Source organism: Hymenobacter sp. BRD128, assembly GCF_013256625.1.
Lineage (GTDB): Bacteria > Bacteroidota > Bacteroidia > Cytophagales > Hymenobacteraceae > Hymenobacter.
This window is the reverse complement of sequence record NZ_CP053908.1, coordinates 3537815-3558509: the sequence shown is the minus strand read 5'-3', so window position 1 is coordinate 3558509 and position 20695 is coordinate 3537815. Positions and strand designations below refer to the sequence as shown.

Sequence of the window (20695 nt, the reverse complement as noted above, 5' to 3'; positions counted from 1 at the left end):
CATTGATGCACTAAGGGACTTTTACTTTTTTATTTCGACCTGCGCCAATACTTAAAACAAAAAGTCAAACCCCACATACACCAGCTTTTCCTCGCCTACCGAATAGGTGACGTTGATAACCGTGGTGTCGAGGATATTGACGAAGGCGCCGCCGCCGAAGCCGGTGTGGAAGGCCTGCAGGCCGCTGCGCGTATCCTGCGCCGAGTATACGCGGCCGGCGTCGGCTAGCCCCATGATGCCGAACGTGCCGGGGAACAGGTAGGCGTTGAACTTAAACAGGTGCAGGCGCGCCTCAAAGTTGCCGTAGAGCGCGTCGCGGCCCGCGAAGCGGGTGCGGCGGTAGCCGCGCAGGTTGGTGGTGCCGCCCAGCGTGTTGGCCTGGTAAAAGCGGTAGTCGCCGATGTTGTGCTGCCAGCCCACGCGCCCGGCGTAGGTGATGCGGAACGGGAAATTGGGCGTGAGGTAGGCCTTCAGCTCGGAGGCGATGCGGCCGTAGGTAAGCTGCTCGCCGTTGAGCTGGAAGTTATACTGCGCCTCGTTGTGCCACTGAATGCCAATGCGTGGGTCTTTGGGCGACGACTGCGCGCCGAGATTGAGGTAGACCAGCCCGCCGAGGTAGGTGTTGGCTTGAAAGTCGGAGTTGCGAATGCCGAAATGGCGGTTCTCCAAATCAGCGCCGATACTGTCCCTGATAACGGTGCCAATCTGGTCGTCCATCACCCGGAAGCGCTCAAACTGCGGCCCGATGCCCCAGGTGCCGAAGGTGAAGAGCTTGCGCTCGAAAGTGGGCGCTATATACAAGCGGTCGAAGCGGATGCGGTAGGCACTGTTGACCGAGCGGTTGGTGGGGTTGCCTTCGTGCTCTTTGGCGTAGTTCTGGGTGTTGTTGCCGATGCCGAAGAAGTTGTAGAGTAGCTGCGGGCCGTAGTACTGCGCCGCCACGTGCAGGTCGGTTTTGCCCCCGAATACGCTCGTAAACTGCCCGATATAGCGTAGGTTAAACGCGCCGCTGCGGGCCGGCGCCACGTTGGCCGTCAGGCTCTGCTCCGAGCCGTAGGGCTCGCGCCGGAAGGCGTAGCGCCGGTGCGTAACGCCGCCGCCCAGCAGAAAGCCATCGTCGATATTATAGCCAAAAAACAGCGCCGGGCCGGTGTAGTTGAGGCGGTAGTCCTTGAGGTCGAAGCGGTGCGGGTGGTCGTAGCGGCTCACGTCCACGCCCGGCTCCAGGCGCAGGCGGGCCTCGCCGAGCTTGTTGATGATGACGTTGCCGGTGTCGGCGTCGTAAATCTGGGTGCGGTGGCGCATACCCGCCACGCGCGAGTCGTCCACGATAGAATCGCGCCCGGTGCCGGCAATGATGCGGATTTTGTGGCCCTGGCGCTCGTCGCCGCTCAGGTCATAAATATCGCGCCCACTGATGCCGTAGAGGCGAATCTCATCGGTTACGCGGTCGAAGGTGCGGTCGTAAAGCACCTTGGTGAGCTGGCCTTTTTTGCTGATTTTCTGCATCACCACCCGTGTTTTGTGGTCGGGCAGGCGCGTCACCGTAAATTTCTCGCGCTTCTGCGAGCCGCGCACTTCCACGATGTCGCTCATCAGGTCGGAGTACTTGCGGGCCACGTCGGGCAGCAGGTCGCGGCGGCTCTTGAGCTTGGCCACAATCTCGGCGCCGTGCTCGGCATAAATCTGGCTAGGCCACTTATCGCGGAAAGCTTTTTCAATCACCTCATCGGTTAGCTGGGCCTTCATAATCTCGGCCTGTTTCACCCATTCCTCACGGCTCACCCCGCTCAGGTACAGGCGGTCGTTGCTCAGGCCGGTCTGGTTGAGGCCCTTGTAGTCGCCGTAGTCATAGCCGAAATTCTGGAAGTTGCGCACCGCAAACTTCTTGGAAATGAGCGTGGGCAGCACGCCATCGCCCTTAAAAAAGGCAATGTCGCGGTCTTCGGGCACGGCGGTGTAAATCTTGTCGCCGTCCTTGGTTTTGCGCTGCGCCCAGCGCCACTGGTCCTCGTGGCGGTCCCAGTCGCCAATCCACATATCGAACAGGCGCGAGCGGGCAAAGGCCGGCTCGTCCACCTGGTTGTCGTTGTCTTCCAGCAGGTTTTCAAGCATCTTGTCGGTGCTCACGAGCTTCTTGGCGTAGCCGAGCGAGGCGTCGGTATCCTGGCTGCCCTTGGCGTCTTCTTCGAGCGAGGCGGGCGTATTGGCAAATTTCTGCTGGTACTGCCCCAGCGCCGGGTCGTTGGGGATGTAGACATAGCGCGGGTTGGTGTGCAGGATGCCGGCCGCCGTGGCCAGCGGCGGCAGCACAAAGGCCGCATACGGGTGCTGAGCCGAAATCTGGTCCTGGAGCACGGCCTTGGCTAGCCCGGTCCGAAAATTCTCGGGCAGCACGGCGGCGGGGTCTTTATCGATGCCGCGCACCTTGAAATAATAGCCGTCTTCGTTGCGCACTTTCAGCGAGGCCGTTTGCTTGCCGCCGCCCGTTTTATAAGGTATCAGCCCGCCCTCGGCCGTTTTAATATCGAGTACCGGGAACTTCACCGGCGTGGCCCACTCGCGGCGGTAGTGCTCGCCGAGCAGCCAGTTGTGAAACCTGCCGTGCTGGTTGTAGGCCGGGTTCACGGCCACCGTCACGGTGCTGTCTTTATAATCAGGGCGCGGGGCGGCCGAGGTCACCACTGGCGCCCCGGTGGGCTTGTTGGGCGTACCGGTCGAGGCGGCATTGTCGAGGTCGTCGCGGCTCTGGTTGCCCTTCACGGTTTGGGCGGTGCCGGCGGGGGCGCGGGTGCCCTGCGCCGGGCCGGCGTCGGGCTTGGTGGTGTTTACGGCGCTGCCGGGGCCTTTTTTGGCGCTGGCCAGGGTGCCCCGGCCCAGCTCGGCATACACCTGCTGGCGATACACGCGCCGGGCGGTCTGGCCCTTGTCGGCATCGCTCGGAATGAGGTACTCGACCCACACCTGGCCGTCGTCGTAATAATTGAGCCGGGCGAAGCCCTTTTCCTTGTCCGAAAACAGCGCGTCGCCGCCGTTGCCGGGCTTCACGTGCTGGGTTTTGCAGCCCGAGCCGCTCGTGATGAAGTGCGCCTTGCTGCCGGGGTCGTCGTAGTATTGGAGGTTGTGCTCGTGCCCGTTGGCGTAAATCACGTTCGGGTACTTGGCAAACAGCTCGCGCAGGTTCTTCTTATAATCCTGGTAGGCCGGGTAGGCCAAATCCTGGGCAATGCCGCCGTACTTGCGGGCTAGCGGATACACCGAGCCAATGACGGGCAGCGGCAAAAAGGCGTATTTCTGCACAATGCTGAGCGGAAATACGTGGTCGGCAAACGTGAAGTAGCCGCCGTGAATACCATCCGAAAACAGCGGGTGGTGCGTCACAATCAGAATGTGCTTGCTTTGGTTGCGCTTGATAACCTCTTCTAATTGAGCATAAACTTCCTCCTCGGTATCGGCGCCGCAGGCCTCGCCAAAGGGCCGGTTGGCCTGGTCGGTAATAAACCACTGCGAGTTGATGGCAATCATCACCAGGTCGTCGCGCAGCCGGATTTCGTAGGGCCCCGGGCAGCCATCGCGCGGTACCAGAAAGTCGCCGGTATACGAGAACTCGGTCGAGTCCTGGGCCAGGTAGTGCTCGGCGTAGGCCTGCTCGCGGTTTACCTGGGCTAGCCCGCCCTTGTAGCCCTGAATCCAGTCGTGGTTGCCGGGCACCATGTATTTCTCACCCTGGTAGCCCTTCAGAATATTGAGCTGGGTATTGAGGCGGCCCTCGGCAATCTTGCGGTCGTAGGCGCCTTCGGGCGGCATACCCTGGTTGTAGATATTATCGCCTAGAAATACCACCGCGCTCTTGCTGCCGGCCTGCAGCATCTGCTGGCGCATGAAGTTGAGCGAGGGCTCGCCGCCCTTGTCGGCCGGGATGGGATTGCCCACGTCGCCAATCAGAAACACCGAGTAGCGCAGGCGGCTAGAATCGGGCGGCAGGTTTTTTTCCCAGCCCAGGGCCTTGCCCCGGTAGTTGGGCTTGGGATTGACGGGGTTGAAGTCGGACTCACCGGCTTCGCCCAGCTCCTCAAGCTGCGCGGCGGCCGTGCGGGGCAGGGCGGCGAGCAGACTTAAGCAGAATAAAAGGCGGAAAAAGAGCGTCATAGAAACAAAATTACGACCCACCGGCGGGGTCATAAGGAAAGTGCAAAAACTCAAGGCTTTCTGCTGGCAGCAGGCCGCTCCATACCGCCAGCCAGTGGCCTGGCTTCCTGTGCGGCCCACTGGTGAAGCTAAAATGAATCCGGCTTTGCGCGCTGGCTAGGCGCAGCTACGCAAAGCCGGCCCCTGCGGTTGAGCTTAGCGGCTAACCCGCGCTGGCTAGCCCGCGTTGAAAGCCCGCCACCGGGCCGAACCCAACGCCGGCCGGCAGTTGTTTCTTGCGTTGAATTATGGCTACTACTACCCTCCCCGCCGCCGCCGACGCCCCGGCTACCCCTGCCGACACCCCCGAAGCGGCACCCGCCAACCAAGGGGCCGCGTCGGCCAAGGCCCCCAAGCCGCCCAAGCCCGAGCCGTCGGCGCTGGTGCAGCAGGCGCAGGCTTATCTTGAGCCGATACTCGAAAAAGAGCTTGACCCGCGTCTCACCTACCACACGCTGGCCCACACGGCCTACGTGGTGAAGCAGGCGCGCAACCTGGCCGACGATGCCCACCTCAGCCCCGAGCAAACCGAGGAGCTACTGCTGGCCGCCTGGTTTCACGATTCGGGCTACCTCGATACTTACGACGGCCACGAGTACAAAAGCATGGTCCGCGCCGAAGCCTGGCTCAAGGAAAAAGGCTACGACCCGGCTCGTATCGAGGTCATTAAGAATCTCATCCGGGCCACGCACCGCAACGAAGAGGCCCGGACCGAGCTTGAAAAGATGCTCGTCGATGCCGACATGAGCAACCTCGCGGCCGATGATTTCCGGGCCCGCGCCGAGCTTATCCGCAACGAGTGGGAGCTGGCCCTCGACAAGTCGTACACCACCCCCGACTGGGCCGAGCTGCAGCTCAACTTCATGCTGGCCCACAAGTACCGGTCGGAAGTAGGCAAGGCGCGCTACAAAAAGTGCCTCAAAGCCAATATTGAAGAGCAGCGCGACCAGCTGAAAAAAGCCGCCAAAAAAGCCAAGAAGAAAGCAAAGGAAGCTACCGACACCTTCGCCGAGCCCAAGCGGGGCATCGAAACGATGTTTCGCACCATGTATTCTAATCACATGAAGCTCTCGGATATGGCCGATAAAAAGGCCAGCATGATGATTCAGCTCAATGCGGTAATTCTCTCGGTAATAATTACTTACCTGGGGGCTAAGTCGTCGCACCTGGTTACTGGCGATACCAATTTTACCCGCAACCCTATCTTGGCGGTGCCGATGGGCGTGCTGCTCATTACGGCGCTAGGGTCCGTCACGTCGGCCATCCTCTCGGCCCAGCCCGACGTCACGAGCTTTAAGTGGCTGAAGCGCAACCCCGAAATTGCCACCAACCGGCGCGTCAACCTCTTGTTTTTCGGGCAGTTCACCAAGCTTAGTCTCCAGCACTTTCAGGAGGGCATGCGCGACCTGATGCGCCAGAAAGACACGCTCTATACCAACATGGTAACCGACGTGTATTACCTCGGCGAAGTGCTCGACCGCAAATACAAGCTGCTGCGCGTGAGCTACTCCATTTTCATGGTGGGTCTTATCCTCACGGCGCTCTCGTTTGGCATCGTGCTCGCGTATAAGATGTAGCTGCGCCGCCCCGGCGGCGTAACTTTGTGGCCTGGCTGCGTAGTTCAAGGGATAGAATAGGCGTTTCCTAAACGCTTGATAGCAGTTCGAATCTGCTCGTGGCTACATCTAGTATAAGTAAAACGCCCCTGTTTCAAGTTGAAGCAGGGGCGTTTTACTTATGAGCTCCGTGTCGACGGATAAGAGGAGGTTATCCAATTGTTATTCATCTTTTATTCATGTGTTCGTTTGATGAAAAGGCGTAGTTTTGCCAGCTCCTAACTCACTCTTTTCCACTCAAAACCAACCACATGAAGCAAGTAATTCGCTACCTGGCAGCGCCGCTGCTGGGCGCCGCCCTACTGGCCGCCTGCGCCCGGCAGGAGGCTAGCCCCGCCTTACCGGCCGCCAGTGCTCTCAGTCAGAATGCCTCGGCGCCTGGCTTCCCCGAGGGCTTCGAAACCGGCACCAAGACGGCCTACACCAGCGGCAGCGTCACGCTCGGCTCGGGCTCGTGGACACTTAACGACGCCCTCATCGGCAACACCACCGCCGATGCCAAAACCGGTAGCCAGTCGGCCAGGGTGCGCAACAGCGGTACGCTCAGCATGAACTTCGACCTGAGCGGCGGCGCGGGCGTGGTCACGGTGGCGCACGCGCGCTACGGCACCGATGCCAGCGGCACTTGGGAGCTGTGGGCCAGCGCCAACAGCGGCTCCTCCTACGCCAAAGTGGGCAGCACTATCACCACTAGCAGCACCGCCTTGAGCACGGCTAGCTTCACGGTGAACCTTGCCGGTACGGTGCGCCTGCAAGTGCGCAAAACCGATGGCACGACCAATCGCCTTAATTTCGACAATATTACCGTCGAAAGCTACGGCGGTACCGGCACGGGCGGCGGGGGCACCCCCACCATCGGCAAGAAATTTCTGTTCGACGCCAGCCACGGCGAGCTAGCCGGCAATGCCGACTGGGCGCTCGACGTAGATGCGGGCGTCGTGCCGCGCTACCCCACGCCGGCCGCCTCGGGCATTACGGCCAGCACCCCGGAAACTTACTGGACGGCCGCCCTCTCGTCGTGGGGCGTGGCGTTGGTGAAGCTCGGCAACTCGGTCGAAAACCTGCCTAGCGGCACGGCCATCACCTACGGCAATACTTCCAACCCGCAGGACCTGGCTAACTACAGCGTATTCGTGGTGGATGAACCCAATAACCTGTTCACGGCCAGCGAGAAAACGGCCATCCTTACTTTCGTGAAGAACGGCGGCGGCCTGTTCATGATTTCTGACCACACACAGTCGGACCGCGACAACGACGGCTACGACTCGCCGGCCATCTGGAACGACCTGATGACCAACAACTCGGTGCAGAATAACCCGTTTGGCTACAGCATCGCCCTCACCAATATTTCCGAAACAACCAGCAACGTGCTGGCTAGCTCCGCCAATGTCATCCTGCACGGCTCGCAGGGCAACGTGACGCAGCTCAAGTTCTCGAACGGCGCCACCATCACCAAAGCCAGCGGCTCGCAGGCCACGCCGCTCATCTGGCAGGGCAGCTCTGCGCAGGGCCTCAGCAACATCATGTGCGCCACCAGCACCTTCGGCACGGGCCGCGTTTGCTGCATCACCGACTCGTCGCCGGCCGACGATGGCACCGGCAGCCCCGGCAACACGGTATACCCCGGCTGGACGGAAATTTCGAGCCACGCCCCGCTGCATATGAACGCCTCGCTCTGGCTAGCCAAGCAGCAGTAGTGAGTAGCAGACATAAGGGGAATACTGCTGTTCAGGAAAGCTGAACAGCAGTATTCCCCTTATGTCTGCTATGCGCATTGCTCGCTACAGCCGGAATTGCGCGCCGACTTTGATGCCGAAATTGGGCGGAGTGATGCCGTTGCGCGGCGGTTCGTTGCGGTAGGTGACGCGGTGAATAAAATCGACCCGAACAAACCTGAAAATGTTCTCGATGCCGTAGCCAGCTTCAATGTAAGGCGCTTTGCCCAGCGAGGGCAGTAGAAACTGGTTGCCGCGCCCCACCGGCGAAAGCTTATTGGCGTCGGTGAGGCCGCCGTAGAGAAAATTGGCCGTGGCTACCAGGCGCCAGTTAAAGCGCCGGATGCCCGGAATAGCGTTCAGAATGATGCCCTCAAAGTGGTGGTCGAGACGCAGGGATACCGAGCGGTCGGTCACGAACTCAAAGTAATTGAGCAGGTTAAACGAGTTGATGTTGAAAAACGGCGTCTGGTTGCCCAGCGGCGCCTTCAGCAGCAAGTACGACACCTCCGATGGAATGTAGCTGCCCTCCACGCGGTAGCTGAGGCGCCCGAAGTGGCCCGCCGACAGGCTATGCGTGACCAGCAGGTTATACTTATTGTAGGTATTATTGCCCCGAAACCAGTCGATAGTGCCAAAGGTGTAGCGGAAGGTGAACACCGGCCAGTGCTTGAGGCCAATGGCGCGGCGGCGGTTTTCAGCCTGCACCAGATTCTCGTCGGGCGCGTAGCGCGACTCCAGTACTATCTCAGTTTGGTGCAGCTTGTCGGGCGTTAGCTCGGTGGGGTCGCCACCCGGTGTGCGCGGCTGGGTGCGCACCATAAACTGCGGCACGCTATTCTGGTAGCGCAAAATCACGCTCTGCGTAAAGCCGTGAAATAAATCGCGCTGCAAGCTCAACAGCGATAAATCGCGCATAATGGGCAGGCCCTCGCGGAAGCGCCCCCAGCGCGAGGCGGCTACGAAGAGATTATTCTCCGGCAAAAAGTCGTTGTCGAGCAGCGCATACTGCTCAATGTCGTGCCGATACTCCCCCCCAATTACCGTCCAGTGTCGGCGCTCGGCAATATAATTGGCCCGCAGGCCGTACTTGAGGCGCCCGTCCATTGTGCCGTAGGCCACGTAGGGTTGCAGCACCCAGTTGCGGCTAAAAGCCGGCGTAGTGCGGAAGCCAACGCGAAAGCGCGCGCCCTCAAAGTTGTTGTAGGCGAAGGTATTGATGATTGGCCCGAGCTCAATCAGTCCACGCTCCCCCACGCGCCGGTAGCCATTGATGAACAAATCAATCCAGTCGAGGGTGCTGCGCACGGCGGGCAGCTCACGGGCCGAGTCGAGCACCGCAAACGTCTGACGCTCGCTGAGGCTGAGCGTGTCGGGGCGGTTTTTATCAAAGTAACCCTCAGTAGCGCCGCTCGGTAGCACGCCGCTTATCAGGCCGCTGGTTTCGCTGTCGGTGCCCGGCTCCATTACGGTTGAGACGATGGGCTGGTCGTAGAAGCTGCCTGGGTGCTGCGTATTGCGCTGAAAGCCTGAGTTTACGGTAGTGAAGCGCACGCGCATGGCGGCCTGCTTGTCGCCGGGGCGCACGGCCACTACCAGGCGGGTGCGGGCGGCTAGCCCCGGCCCCTGGTCGGGCGGCGTCAATTCCTGCAAAATGCGCAAGTCGCTGACGAAGTTGAGGTTAGCGTGCTCACTGGCTATTACGTCAATGCGGCGCAGGGCGTACTTCTCCTTGGTAATCCAGATGGTGCCCGTAAAGGCCAGGTCGTGGTCGCGCTTGGGCGCCACCGCAATCTTATAGCACATATCCTGGCCCACCAGCAGCGAGTCTTGCAGGGTGTAGTCGTAAGTGAGGCGCCCACCCGCCGAGATGGGCGAGATAAAGTCTTTACCCAGAATATTTTGCCAATTAGGGTAAAAGTCGAAGTTCTGAAAATTTGACCCGAGCATCTGGCTCAGCACCGAGCCCTCGCGCGGGCCAGCGCCGCGCATCTGCTTGTGTAATATGTCTTCGCGGCGGTGCATGGGCGGGCCGTACTTCACGTACACCTTCGAGCCTACCTCGGAAGCAAACAGCGGCAGCGGGGCGTCGGGGTCGGAGGCGGCGGCCGCGCCGTGGCGGGCAGCCAGGGCCCGCATGTCCTTCACCACTTTGCGGTTAGCCAGCGCCTTCGGAATGTCAGCCAGGCTCACCTCGATGCGGTTATACGAGTCAAACTCGGCCGACGTGAGGGCCGTGCGCTCGTTTTCGGGCTTGTGCTTCTGCACTTCGCGCAAAATGCGAAAAGCCGGGTTTTCGGGCTGGCGCGAACTCACGACTACCTCGCCCAGGGCCACGCCGCCCCTTTTTTCAGGCGGAATAAGATGGTCTGGCTAGGTTCATTGCTGAGTTTTTTGCGCAGCGGGAGGAAGCCGAGCGCCGAAGCGGCCAGCGAGTCGGGGGCGCCGTCGAGGGCAAGCTTAAATTTGCCTTCCAAGTCGGCCGTGACACCGGTGCTGGTGCGCGGCACAAAGATGGACGCAAATGGCACCGGCTCGCCGGTAGCCGCTTCCACGACTTGCCCACTGACGCTGATTCGTTGGGCCACCGCGAGCTGGCCGGTCAGCAGCAGGCCCAGCAGCAGTAGCGAAACGGTAAATTTCATAGAATTAGAGCGATACGCAAGACCTTGGGTTGGAGGGATACGCTCGCAAGTTACGCAAGGTGCAGCAGGTGGCAACTAGTTCCGGGGGGCTGGCCCGCTAGCTTGACCGCCGCCAAACAATCGAAAAAACATGTCTGACTATGAATGTTTTACGATTAATTACTTACTAAAAAGCAGCCCGAAATCAATTCGGACTGCTTCCTAAATGTAGCACTTTTCTGTGCAAATAGTGAACTTTAGACCTCTACTTTCAGGGTGGCCGGTCGCTCAGTCACCTCAAACAGCTCGCCGTGGGGCACGATGGTAATCTGACCGTACTCCTGCAGCAACATCTTGTAGGCCTCGGCCACGGGGCGCGGCTTGCGGTCGAGGTCAAAGAGGCCGCAGGCGTTTACGGTGCCTTTTTTCTGGGCTAGCCCCGTTTCCCAGTCTACCTGGTCGATGAGTGAGTACCACGTAAAGCCCAGCACCGGCACGCCTTCCTTGCGCATCCGCAGAATATTAACCCATTGCTTCCAGAGCCAGGTGGGCGCCTCCTTCGCATCAAAAACATTGGTTTCGGTGTGCATCACCGGCTTTTTGTAGCGCTGGTAATAGTCGTGGGTAATAGTATACCACCCTAGCACATCCATGCTGGTGCAGAGCTCACCGTTGGGCAGCATTATTTTCTCGTTGCGGCCGTAGTAATCGTTGCCCATTACTTGGTAGCCCGGCGGTTCGCCGGCCATAAACCAGTCGTATTCCTGGCGGGTCATGCCATTGTCGTAGAGGTAGTTAATAACCTCGCCTTCTGGATGATGCGCATACAGCAAGTCGAGCGCCGTGAAGCGCAGCTTGTTTGCGAGCTGCACAGTGGGCGTGTGCTCGGCGCGCAGCTCGTGCGTAAACTCGGCCGACTCGCTCTGCACAATCACGCAGTCGGGGCGGTGCTTGGCAATCTTTTGCGTGCCCATGATGCTAGCCGCCACCGTGTGCTTGAGGGCGGTCACAAAGCCTTTGTCGGACTTCAGCTGCTCGTTCCAGAGGCCATCCTTGGCGCTCGACTTAGCCGTGACGTAAATCTCATTGACGGGCGTGTAGTAGCGCACCCAGGGGTAGCGCTTGGCCACTTCCTCGCAGTAAGCGGCAAAGTGTACCGGTAACTCGGGGTTTTGGAAATTGCCCAGCCAGTCGGGCACGCCAAAGTGCATAAGGTCCAGAATGGGCGTGATGCCTAGCCGCTGCATCTCGGCCATTGCCAAATCCGAAAATTCCCAGTCGTACTTATCGGGGCTCTGTTGAATGTTGTAGTACGGCAGGCCGTAGCGCAACACCTTCAGGCCCATTTCTTTTACCAGGCCCAGGTCTTCCTTGTAGCGGTTGTAGTGGTCGCACTCGGCCAGCAGGTCGCGGCGGGTTTTGCCATGGTCGATGGTGGGGTAGCTGCACTCGATGCCGGTGGCAAACATAAAATTGTTGGGCAGGCCCGTAGGCAAGCCGTTGCCATTATGCCCCGTGCACCCCCAAATTCGTCGCCCTCGTAGTTGCCGTTGCCGAAATGCTCTTTAATTTCGGTGAGAAAGGATTTCATAAAAAAGTAAGGTGCGGGGCTTGCCCCCGCCCGTCATTAAACGACTAGTAGTTGTAGCTCGACTGCATGGGCGGGAACAAGCCCTGCACCTTACTCGTCCCGCCGTCTTTCTTTTTCCAGAAACTTATCGGCAGTTCGCAGGCTGAGCGCCATAATGGTGAGCGCCGGATTGACGCTGAGCGCGCTGGGAAACACCGAGTTGTCGCAGATGTACAGGTTAGGCACGTCGAAGGCCCGGCCGTCGCGGTTCACCACCGCATCGTCGCCGTTCAGGCCCATGCGGGCCGTGCCGATAACGTGCGCATAGCGCTGAAAATCCCAGATGTCGCTAGCCCCGGCGGCCTCCCAGATGCCGCGCATGGTGCGCGCGGCGTGGGCATTCATGCGCAGCTCGTTTTCCTGGGCCGTGAAGTGCAGGCGTGGCTTAGGCAGCTGGCGGGCATCTTTTTCGTCGCTTAATTCCAGGTAATTGTCGGCGTGGGGCAGGCAGTCGCCCAGGATGTTGATGCCCGCGATGTGGTTGAACTGCCGCATATAGTCGCGCAGTGGCTGGCCCCAGAGCTTACGCCCGCGCGCCACCTGGCCCGCAAACGTAACCGGCATTACCCCAATGCTTTGCAGCAGGTAGCCGCCCGCAAAATCGGCGTCTTTAGGCCGGTGCGTATCCTGCGAGATAAGGCCGCCGGGAATGCCTTTATTCGGGCGCACCTCGTCGGGGAAAGTGCCCCACACCTGCAGGCCGGGGTGAGCCATCAGGTTGCGGCCCACCTGGCCGCTGGTAAGGGCCAACTCATTGAGCAGCAGCAGGCGTGGGGTTTCGACCGAGCCGCCGCAGAGAAACAGATTCTTGCAGGCTAGCCGGTGGTTTTGGCCATTTTGCGTGTACACCACTGCCGCCACGTGGCCGCGCGCATCGCGCTCAATCTCCGTCACGAAGCTATTGGGGCGAATATCAGCCCCGTGCTTCACTGCCAGCGGAATGTACGTCACATCCATGCTGGATTTGGCACCGTTCGAGCAGCCGGCCTGGCAAAAGCCCCGGTTGGTGCAGGCCTCGCGCCAGCCCACGCCCTCCTGGTAGTAGCGGGCCGAGAGGGCGGCGTTGGCCGCTGGCGCGGTTTTGATACCGAGCTTCTCGGCCCCGCGCACCATGAGTTGGGCGGCGCTATTGAGCGGCAGCGGGGCTAGCGCGTAGCCCTTGGGCCGGCCAGGACCCCAGGGGTAGGGGGTAGGCCCCGAAACGCCCAGAAACTGCTCAACTTCTTCAAAATAAGGCGCCAGCTCGTCGTAGGTCAGCGGCCAGTCTTCGCCCTGGCCGAAGTCGCGCTTCAGGTGCAGGTCGTCGGGCAGGGGGCGGGGCGTATAGGCAGTGTAGTGCAGTGTGGAGCCGCCCACGCCGGTACCCGAGTTGTTTTTGCCCATCGCCAGCGGGTCGCCACCGGCCGCCAGCCGCTCGTCGTTCCAAAACAGGAAGTCCTGCGCTTTTTCGTCGGTGGCAAAGTCTTTTTCGGGATTATGCCAGGGGCCGGCTTCCAGGGCTACCACCTTCAGGCCGGCCTGGGCTAGCCGGGCCAGCAGCGGCGCGCCACCCGCGCCCAGCCCAATCACGATGCAATCGACGGTTTCGGTAGGGGCGGGCAGGGGTTGCGGCTGCTCAAGCGGCGTGTCGATGGGAGCGGCTAGCGGCGCATTTTCGGCCAGCAGCTCGCGCAGCAGGGGGTCCTGAATGGCGGGCGCGGTAGGGCTAAGGATACCTTCCTCGGCGATTTCTTCGTCGGGCATATAACGGATATGATAAATAGATAAAGAGCTGTTATGTAGCTAGTTATTTGGCTATGCTTCGCGGTCGTCTTTTTCGTTGAGACCGATTTTGGCCCAGGCGGGCAGGTCGGCATAGCCTACATAGCCGATTTCATCTTGCGCCCAGGGGTGGGCATAATAGGTTTCGGTAAGCTCGGCCAGTAGTTCTTCAAAAAAGCGGCCGGCCGGCAGCGTTTGCCAAATCGCGCCGGGCGGGTTGCCGCTGGCCAGCGCCTGGATTGCCGCATCCTGCTGACTAGGGTTGAGCTGCTCAAAATCAGTTTTAAAAAGCGACTGCGCGATTTCCTGCACGCCACCCAGGCCCAGGCGATAGGCCTCGCGGTCGGGCGGCAGGGCATCGTAGCGCCAGCCATCGGCGCGGCCTGCGGCCAGGCGCTGGTCAACGGCCGGGGCTAGCGGAATGGGCACCGGCCGCTCGGGCTGCGGAAACAACCGCGCGGCCACGGCTTCGAGCAGCCGGTAGGTTTCGGGGGCCAAAAACTGCGGCGTATAGGCCGCCCCAGTGTCGGCCAGGCGTTGGGTAAGGGCGGCGCGGGTGGCCGCCGATACGTGCGCCGAGGAAAGCAAATCCTGCGAAGTCATACCAAAAAAACGGGTGGAAGGAAATTCGTCAGCATCAGGCGCTACGGATTTCCTTCCTTCTGAACGGGGAAACGGCCCAGAAGTTTACTCGTCGCTGCTGAGTTTACCACCCGTGACGTGCACCAGCGCGCCGGTCATAAACGAGCCATCCTGCGAGGCCAGCAGCACGTAGGCCGGCGCCAGCTCCTCGGGCTGGCCGGGGCGCTTGAGGGCTACTTCGTGGCCGAATTTCTCGATTTCCGAGCGCGGCATGGTGCCGGGAATGTTGGGCGTCCAGACCGGGCCGGGCACCACGCAGTTCACCCGGATATTGCGCTCGCCCAGGTACAGGGCCAGCGATTTGGTAAGGGCGTGAATACCGGCCTTGGTGCAGGCGTAGTCCACGAGCAGCGGAATGCCCACCAGGCCCACTACGCTGCCCGTGTTGATGATGCAGTCGCCGCTTTGCAGGTGCGGAATAACGGCCTGCGCCATCCACATGTAGCCCAGAATATTCGTGTCGAACGTGCGCCGAATCTGGGCTTCCGGAATATCCTCAAATTTCTCCTGCGCCATCTGAAAGGCGGCATTGTTGACCAGAATATTCAGCCCCCCAGTTCCTGGCGCACCAGGCGCACGGCCTGAAACGCCTGCTCGCGGTCGCGCACATCGAGCTGCAACACCTGGCACCTGCGGTTTTCCTGTTCGACCAAGCGCTTGGTTTCCTGCGCATCTTCCTGGTTTTCATTAAAAAGAATGGCCACATCGGCCCCTTCCTTGGCAAAGGCGATGGCCACGGCGCGGCCAATACCCGAGTCGGCCCCCGTGATGAGGGCCACCTTGCCTTCGAGCTTGCCGGCGGCGCGGTAAGCGGCCAGGCTGCTCTGGGGCTGAAATGTCATGTCGGCCTGTTTGGCGGGGTAGGGAAGCTTCTGGGCGTGCTCCTTCATATCCTTGGCGGTAGGGCGCTTGGGTGGGGCCGGCGTGGCAGCTTTGCGAGTTGGCATAGTGGAAAAGGCTGGAATGAGTGAAAAAGCTTACGTAAAACCGGGCCCGGTGGGTGGCGGCAACCCGCCTGCTGGCTGGTAAAAACCTGGCTCCTGGCTAGGGATGATGCCAGGAAAAGGATTGTACAATTACTCCTGAAGCAATGCTAGCGAATGAGCCTGTATTGCGGGCGGAATGCCGCTTGTTTGGTAGTTTGCAGTAGTTTTTAAGGGCTACGGCTCCTGCTCCTGGTAGAATTAAATTTTATGCAAAAATTATTACTTTTCCTTTCGCTACTTATTTTTATCAGCTCTACTGGCCGGGCGGCTAGCCACCTGGCGGGCACCGGCGAGCCCCCGCGTCTCAACGGCCAGTGGCAGGGCCCGCTGAAGGTGCCGGGCGGCACGCTCACGCTCATCATTACCATCGTGCCGCTCAGCAACGGCACCTACTACGCGGCGCTCGACGTGCCGCAGCAGCGCATCAGCCGCATGCCGGTTGAGGTAGAGCTGAAGGATGATAATCTTAAGCTGAGCATCGAGCAGGCGGGTAGCCGCTTCGAGGGCAAGGTGCTGGCCGGGGGCGATAAGCTGGTGGGCACCTGGCAGCAGCCGGGCCTCAAAACGGACCTCACCCTGGAGCGCGGCACCGCCCCGGCCGCCGCCCAGGCTGCCAAAAAACTGCGCCTCACGCCACCCTACCGCGAGTCGGAAGTGACGTTTTACAACCCGGTAGCGAAGATTAAGCTCAGCGGCACGCTCACCATTCCGAGCGGCGAGGGGCCGTTTGCGGCCGTGGCGCTGGTATCCGATTCGGGGCCGCAGGGGCGCGACTCGGACGTGCAGGGCTACCGCGTGTTCGGGATTCTGGCCGACTACCTCACCCGGCACGGGGTGGCCGTGCTGCGCTACGACGACCGGGGCGTGGGCAAATCGGGCGGCGATTTCAGCCGCGCCACCACTGCCGACTTTGTGACCGATGCCCGGGCGGCGCTGGCTTTTTTGCGCGACCGGCCGCTTATCGCGCCGCAGCAGGTAGGCCTGCTCGGCCACGGCGAGGGCGGCAACGTGGCCCTGCTAGCCGCCGCCGAGCCGCTCGAAGCGCCCAATTTTGTGGCCTCGCTGGCCGCCTACGGGCAGCCGGGGCGCGATGTGCTGCGCCGCCAGCAGGGCGAAATCATGCGTCTTATCGGGGCCGATGGCGCGCAGGTGAAAGCCGCCCAGGGGCTGTTTGACCGCCTGGTCGAAACCGTGCGCCAGACGCCGAATGCCGCCGCCGCCCGCGCCAAAATCATTACCCTGCTGCGCAGCAGCAACTCGGCCCTCGATGAGCCGATGGCCCGCGCCCGCGCCGTGCAGCTGACTTCGCCCTGGTCGCGCTATTTCTTCGACTTCGACCCGGCCAGCCGGCTTTCGCTGGTGCGCTGCCCGGTGCTGCTGCTCAACGGCACGGCCGACTTGCAGGTGGCCGCCGGGCGCAATATGTCTTTGTTGCAGAAGGGGTTGCGCCAGTCGGGGCAGCCGGTGCAGGCGCACCGGCTAGGGGGTGTCAATCACTTGTTTCAGGATGACCCGGCCAAGTGGCCCATCGTGGCGGGCGAGCGGCAGGCCGCCTTCTCACCCGAGGGCCTCAGCTACCTGCAAACGTGGCTGCTGGAGCGCGCCCGCCTGGCCAAAGCCCCCGTGCCCGTAACGGTGCGCCGCCCCGCCCCGCGCCCCAAAACGCTCACGCCAATGCGCCCGCGCACGCGCCGGGTCACGGCGGCCATCTAGCCAGGCGCCAACTGCTTAGCAGCAGAGGGCTAGCGGGCCAGCGGCACGAATACCACGCGGCGGTTGCGCGGGCGCTGGTCGGGCTGCCGGTTGTCGGCCACGGGTTGGCTGCCGCCGCAGCCCACGGCCCGCAGCCGGCTGCTAGCTACGCCGTGCCCGGCCAGATATTGGCACACCGCTTCGGCCCGCCGCCGCGAGAGCCGCTGGTTGATGGCCGGGTCGCCCTGGTTGTCGGTGTGGCCCTGTACTTCGAGGCGCAGGGCAGGGTGGCTGCGCAAGGCCTGCGCCAGGGTGTCGAGGCTAGCCTGCACCCGGGGCAGCAGCTCGGCCTTGCCCTGCTCAAAAGGGCGTGCAGGGTTAGGGCTTGCCCACCGGCTAGCCGGGTCGCCAGCGCTGCCACCCGGCCCGAGTCGGGCACCGGAAGCTGAAGAAGCGGCTGCGTCGCTGGTAGTGGCGCCGTGGGCGCGGTCTGCAAGTAGCTCACTGGCCGAGGCTTGTGAGTGATAACGGGCTGGGGCAGCAGCGCCGCTTTGGCAGGGGCCACTGCGCGCGGGGCCATAGCCTTGGGCGGCTCAGGCAATGCGGGCGGCTGGGTCGCTACGGGCGTGGCTGGCCGCGGTGGGGCCGCGCCCGGATAGTAGCTGAATAAGTAGCGCGTCGGAATCACTACGGGCTCCGCTTTGCTCTCGGCCGTGCCCCAGAGGTTGTGCCAGGTGCTGGCCGGCGCGTGGGTGGGCGGAGCCAGCCAGGCTAGCCGCGCCCGCGTGGAAAGAAAATACTGGCAGTAGTCGATGCGCAGCGCATAGGGCTCGCCGGCCTTGAGGTCTACTTCCACCTGGTAATAGCTCAGCGGCTGGCCGCGCCAATCGTCGAGCAGGAGGTGGTCGTTCAGCCAAATCCGGATGCCGTCGTCTACGCTAACATGCAGCACGTAGCGGCCCGTGGTGGGCGGCACCAGCCAGCCGGTCCAGCGCACCGAAAAATCTTCGGACTCTAGGCCCGCCACCGGCCGGGCGCCGTGCCAATCAAAATTAATGGTGGCATCGCGGCGGCTCACCACAAACTTGTTAAACGCGCGGCCGTCGTAATAGTCGCCCTTCAACCCATCGCCAGCCAGGGCCTGGGCCTGCGCACGGCTGGCCCCCAGCAGCGCTAACGCGCAAAAAAGCCCCCAGTGCCTAGTCATAAGGTAAAGAGGGCTTTAAAGACGCATTCGTTGCAGGCAACCCTGCTACCAGGGCAGGCGCTCGGTATCGTGGAAGTAGCCGCCGGTGGGGCCGTCGGCGGGCAGCAGGGCTAGCCGCACGGCGGTTTTGGCCCCTTCGACCACGCCCAGCGGGGCATTGTCGCCGCCGAGGTCGGTTTTGACCCAGCCGGGGTGGGCCGCATTCACCTTAATGTTGGTGCCGGCCAGGTGCTGGGCCAGCACCACCGTCAGCATATTGAGCGCTGCTTTAGAGGAGGTGTAACCCGGCGTGGCCCAGCTGCCGCCCTGCCCCTGGCTGATAGCTGTGAGCGAACCCAAAATACTACTTTGGTTAACGATGCGCCCGGCCGGCGCCTGGCGCAGCAGCGGCAGCAAGGCCTGCGTAATAGCATAAGGACCAATGACATTAGCCTCGTAAGTTTGGCGCAGGGTATCGGGGCTCACGTCGGGGCCGTCGTCGAGCTGCACGCCGGCATTGTTCACGAGCACATCGAGCCGGCCAAACTGCGTTTCGAAGAACGTGGGCAGCGTGGCAATATCTGCGGCGCTGGTTACGTCGAGCTCTACCTCGTGGGCGTCGAGGCCCTCGGCGCGCAGCGCGGCGGCGGGTGCGGCAGCCTTGCCCTGGCGGGCGCCCAGCACCACCGTGAGGCCCTGCCGGCCGAGCTGGCGCGCTATTTCGAGGCCTAGCCCCTTGTTGGCGCCCGTGATGAGCGCCACTTGTTGCGGGTGTTTTTTCATGCCAGCTTAAAGCCGTTCGGCCCGCAAAAAGTTGGGCGCCGCCGGCTAGCCTCAGAAATTGAGCCCGCAGTGAAAGCAGTGGTGCGCCCGGCCCTGCAAGGGGTAGCGCCGCAGCCGCGAGAGCAGCGCCACAAACCAGTGGGCCGCGCCGGGCCGGGCCGCCGCATCAAACACCACGTCGGGCGAGCCGCAGCGCGGGCACGTGAGGGCATGGGTAGTATCGGCGGCCGGCGCGGCTAGCCCGCCGCGCACGGCCTGCATCACAACGGGCGGGCGCAACACCTCGGCCGCCCGCGCCGCATCGCGCTGGTAGATGTGCAGCCGCACCCCGCCCGCCACGGGGCTGTACATGCGGTTGAGCGACACCAGGTTTTCGTTGGTCAGAAAGCACGGAATGCCCGCTGCCTCCAGCTGCGTGCGCGCCAGATGCGCCGCCAGCGGCTCATAATACGAGTCGAACACGATAATATTCTCCGACTTCGGCGGCGTAAACTCAGTGGTCATGGCTAGGGTAAGGGGCAGATTTTCAGCAGGAGGCGTTCGGCGCTAAGATACTAGCCCATGCAGCGCAGGCTGGCCCGTGCTACCTAAACAAGCCCGGCTGCTAGTTGGTGGCAGTGGCCGCGTGCAGGTCCTTCGCGGTGCGCTTGGCGCGCAAAGCCGTAAACTCGGCCTGCCAGCCCCGGATGCGCAGCTCGTCGCGGGCCGGCAGGTCGAGCCGAATGCGGGCCAGCTGGGCATTCAGGCGGCGGTAGGTGTCCTGGGCGTAGTCCCAGTCGCGGGCCTGCCAGCCGGCCTGGCGCACGCGGGTGGCGCGCAGCAGTTCTCCGTAGGCCCCCGCAATGGTGGCCGGCGTGAGGCTGGCCACCTGGCCGGCGTAGCTGCCGAGCAGCTCCTGGTCCATGCGCTTTTGCCGGGCCGCCGCCAGGGGCACGGCCCGGCGGGCGTGGTTGGCCGAGTCGAAGCGGGCAGTTTGGCGGCCTAGCCGGCGCAGGGTGCGCCCGGTGTTATGCGCCGCCGTGTCGAGCTTGGTCATTTCCTGGCGCACTATTTCCTGCCGCTCACGCGGAGTTGAGTCACACCCAGTCAGCGTTAGCGCCAGGCCCAGGCTAGCCAACGAAGTAAAAAAAGCTACTTTCATGCCGCCAACATACGGCTACCGCCGGCTTAAGGCTGCGCCAGCCGAAAGTTGAGCGGCAGCTCGTACTCTACGGCCACCGCGCGGCGCCCCATGCGGGCGGGCACCCACTGCTCGGGCACGGTGCGGGCCACGCGCAGGGCTTCCTCATCGCAGCCGCCCCCAATGCGCTGCACCAAGTGGTAGTTGCTGAGGTGGCCGAGCGTATCAATCACGAAGGCCACCACCACTTTGCCCTGAATATTGCGGGCCTGCGCCGCCGGCGGGTAGTTGAGCCGGCTCGTGTATTCGGCCAGGGCCACGTCGCTACCAATAAAGAGCGGCGGCTGGTCGGGGCGCACGTAGCTCCACTTGCCGGGGCTCACTTCGGTGTGGCACGTAATGTCGGGCCCGGGCCGAAAGTACAGCAGCTGGTGCTGGTCGTAGTCGTAGCGTTGCAGCACCACTTTCTCGCCCGAAGGCGTGTAGCCATAGTATTCCCAGATGCCCGTTTTTTGACCTTTTACAAGAGTGCCTTTTTCATATTTTGTGTCGCGCATTTTCTGAGCAGTAGCGGTCTGAGTAAGTAGCAGCCAGCTTGTTACTACTAAAAATGCATGTAACCAATACCGGGTAGAAAGAAACATAGAATGGGTGGAAAAAGTAATAGAATGGAGATGGACGGTTCAAATTACTGGCCAGGCGCGACATTGGCAAATAGAGCCGGACACGCAAAAACGCCGGCTTTCTCCTAG

The 20695-nt window shown here is 62.0% G+C and carries 14 protein-coding genes, 1 tRNA gene and 2 pseudogenes; 4 read left to right on the top strand and 13 right to left on the bottom strand.

Annotated elements, in window-relative coordinates:
• Positions 1-51 precede the first annotated feature (51 nt).
• Entirely contained in the window at positions 52-4149 is a 4098-nt protein-coding gene (locus GKZ68_RS22200; protein ID WP_254244034.1) for a metallophosphoesterase, read from the bottom strand.
• Positions 4150-4436: 287 nt separating this feature from the next.
• Between GKZ68_RS22200 and GKZ68_RS15730 the strand changes: the two genes are divergently transcribed.
• The 3 genes from GKZ68_RS15730 to GKZ68_RS15720 all read left to right on the top strand — a co-directional run bounded on the left by GKZ68_RS15730 (position 4437) and on the right by GKZ68_RS15720 (position 7501).
• Complete coding sequence (locus GKZ68_RS15730; protein ID WP_254244033.1) at positions 4437-5765, top strand: Pycsar system effector family protein; 1329 nt, start codon at positions 4437-4439, stop codon at positions 5763-5765.
• A 33-nt stretch (positions 5766-5798) separates the two neighbouring features.
• Positions 5799-5870 (top strand) — tRNA-Arg (locus tag GKZ68_RS15725).
• 185 nt (positions 5871-6055) lie between these two features.
• The gene (locus GKZ68_RS15720; RefSeq protein ID WP_173116429.1) at positions 6056-7501 is read left to right on the top strand and encodes a hydrolase; all 1446 of its coding nucleotides are present in this window, start codon (positions 6056-6058) and stop codon (positions 7499-7501) included.
• An 84-nt stretch (positions 7502-7585) separates the two neighbouring features.
• Here the strand turns inward: GKZ68_RS15720 and GKZ68_RS15715 are convergent, their stop codons facing one another.
• From GKZ68_RS15715 to GKZ68_RS15690, 6 genes and pseudogenes are all read right to left on the bottom strand, one after another.
• Positions 7586-9835 carry a DUF5686 family protein gene (locus GKZ68_RS15715; protein ID WP_173116427.1) on the bottom strand — a complete coding sequence of 750 codons (2250 nt, stop codon included), beginning with the start codon at positions 9833-9835 and terminating at the stop codon, positions 7586-7588.
• 2 nt (positions 9836-9837) lie between these two features.
• The gene (locus tag GKZ68_RS15710) at positions 9838-10164 is read right to left on the bottom strand and encodes a carboxypeptidase-like regulatory domain-containing protein (protein ID WP_173116425.1); all 327 of its coding nucleotides are present in this window, start codon (positions 10162-10164) and stop codon (positions 9838-9840) included.
• 236 nt (positions 10165-10400) lie between these two features.
• Complete coding sequence (locus tag GKZ68_RS15705; protein ID WP_254244032.1) at positions 10401-11612, bottom strand: family 1 glycosylhydrolase; 1212 nt, start codon at positions 11610-11612, stop codon at positions 10401-10403.
• A 212-nt stretch (positions 11613-11824) separates the two neighbouring features.
• On the bottom strand, positions 11825-13516 hold the full coding sequence (locus tag GKZ68_RS15700) for a GMC family oxidoreductase (RefSeq protein WP_173116423.1): 1692 nt from the start codon (positions 13514-13516) through the stop codon (positions 11825-11827).
• Positions 13517-13567: 51 nt separating this feature from the next.
• Complete coding sequence (locus tag GKZ68_RS15695; RefSeq protein WP_173116421.1) at positions 13568-14137, bottom strand: gluconate 2-dehydrogenase subunit 3 family protein; 570 nt, start codon at positions 14135-14137, stop codon at positions 13568-13570.
• 84 nt (positions 14138-14221) lie between these two features.
• Positions 14222-15018 (bottom strand): annotated as a pseudogene (locus GKZ68_RS15690) (SDR family oxidoreductase).
• 351 nt (positions 15019-15369) lie between these two features.
• On the opposite strand from GKZ68_RS15690, the gene GKZ68_RS15685 reads away from it, so the two are divergent.
• The gene (locus GKZ68_RS15685) at positions 15370-16875 is read left to right on the top strand and encodes a S9 family peptidase (RefSeq protein WP_173116419.1); all 1506 of its coding nucleotides are present in this window, start codon (positions 15370-15372) and stop codon (positions 16873-16875) included.
• A gap of 29 nt (positions 16876-16904) precedes the next feature.
• On the opposite strand, the gene GKZ68_RS22195 is transcribed toward GKZ68_RS15685, so the two are convergent.
• The 6 genes and pseudogenes from GKZ68_RS22195 to GKZ68_RS15655 all read right to left on the bottom strand — a co-directional run bounded on the left by GKZ68_RS22195 (position 16905) and on the right by GKZ68_RS15655 (position 20500).
• The gene (locus GKZ68_RS22195; RefSeq protein WP_254244031.1) at positions 16905-17186 is read right to left on the bottom strand and encodes an OmpA family protein; all 282 of its coding nucleotides are present in this window, start codon (positions 17184-17186) and stop codon (positions 16905-16907) included.
• A 437-nt stretch (positions 17187-17623) separates the two neighbouring features.
• Positions 17624-18061, bottom strand: a pseudogene (locus GKZ68_RS22190) (PA14 domain-containing protein); the annotation flags it as partial.
• Positions 18062-18106: 45 nt separating this feature from the next.
• The gene (locus tag GKZ68_RS15670; protein ID WP_173116416.1) at positions 18107-18823 is read right to left on the bottom strand and encodes an SDR family oxidoreductase; all 717 of its coding nucleotides are present in this window, start codon (positions 18821-18823) and stop codon (positions 18107-18109) included.
• Between the two features lie 51 nt (positions 18824-18874).
• Positions 18875-19327: a DUF2007 domain-containing protein gene (locus tag GKZ68_RS15665; protein WP_173116414.1), complete on the bottom strand. Its 453-nt coding sequence runs from the start codon at positions 19325-19327 to the stop codon at positions 18875-18877.
• A gap of 100 nt (positions 19328-19427) precedes the next feature.
• Positions 19428-19964 (bottom strand): hypothetical protein, encoded by a 537-nt coding sequence (locus GKZ68_RS15660; protein ID WP_173116412.1) that lies wholly within the window; start codon positions 19962-19964, stop codon positions 19428-19430.
• Between the two features lie 26 nt (positions 19965-19990).
• Positions 19991-20500: an energy transducer TonB gene (locus GKZ68_RS15655; protein ID WP_173116410.1), complete on the bottom strand. Its 510-nt coding sequence runs from the start codon at positions 20498-20500 to the stop codon at positions 19991-19993.
• Positions 20501-20695 lie beyond the last annotated feature (195 nt).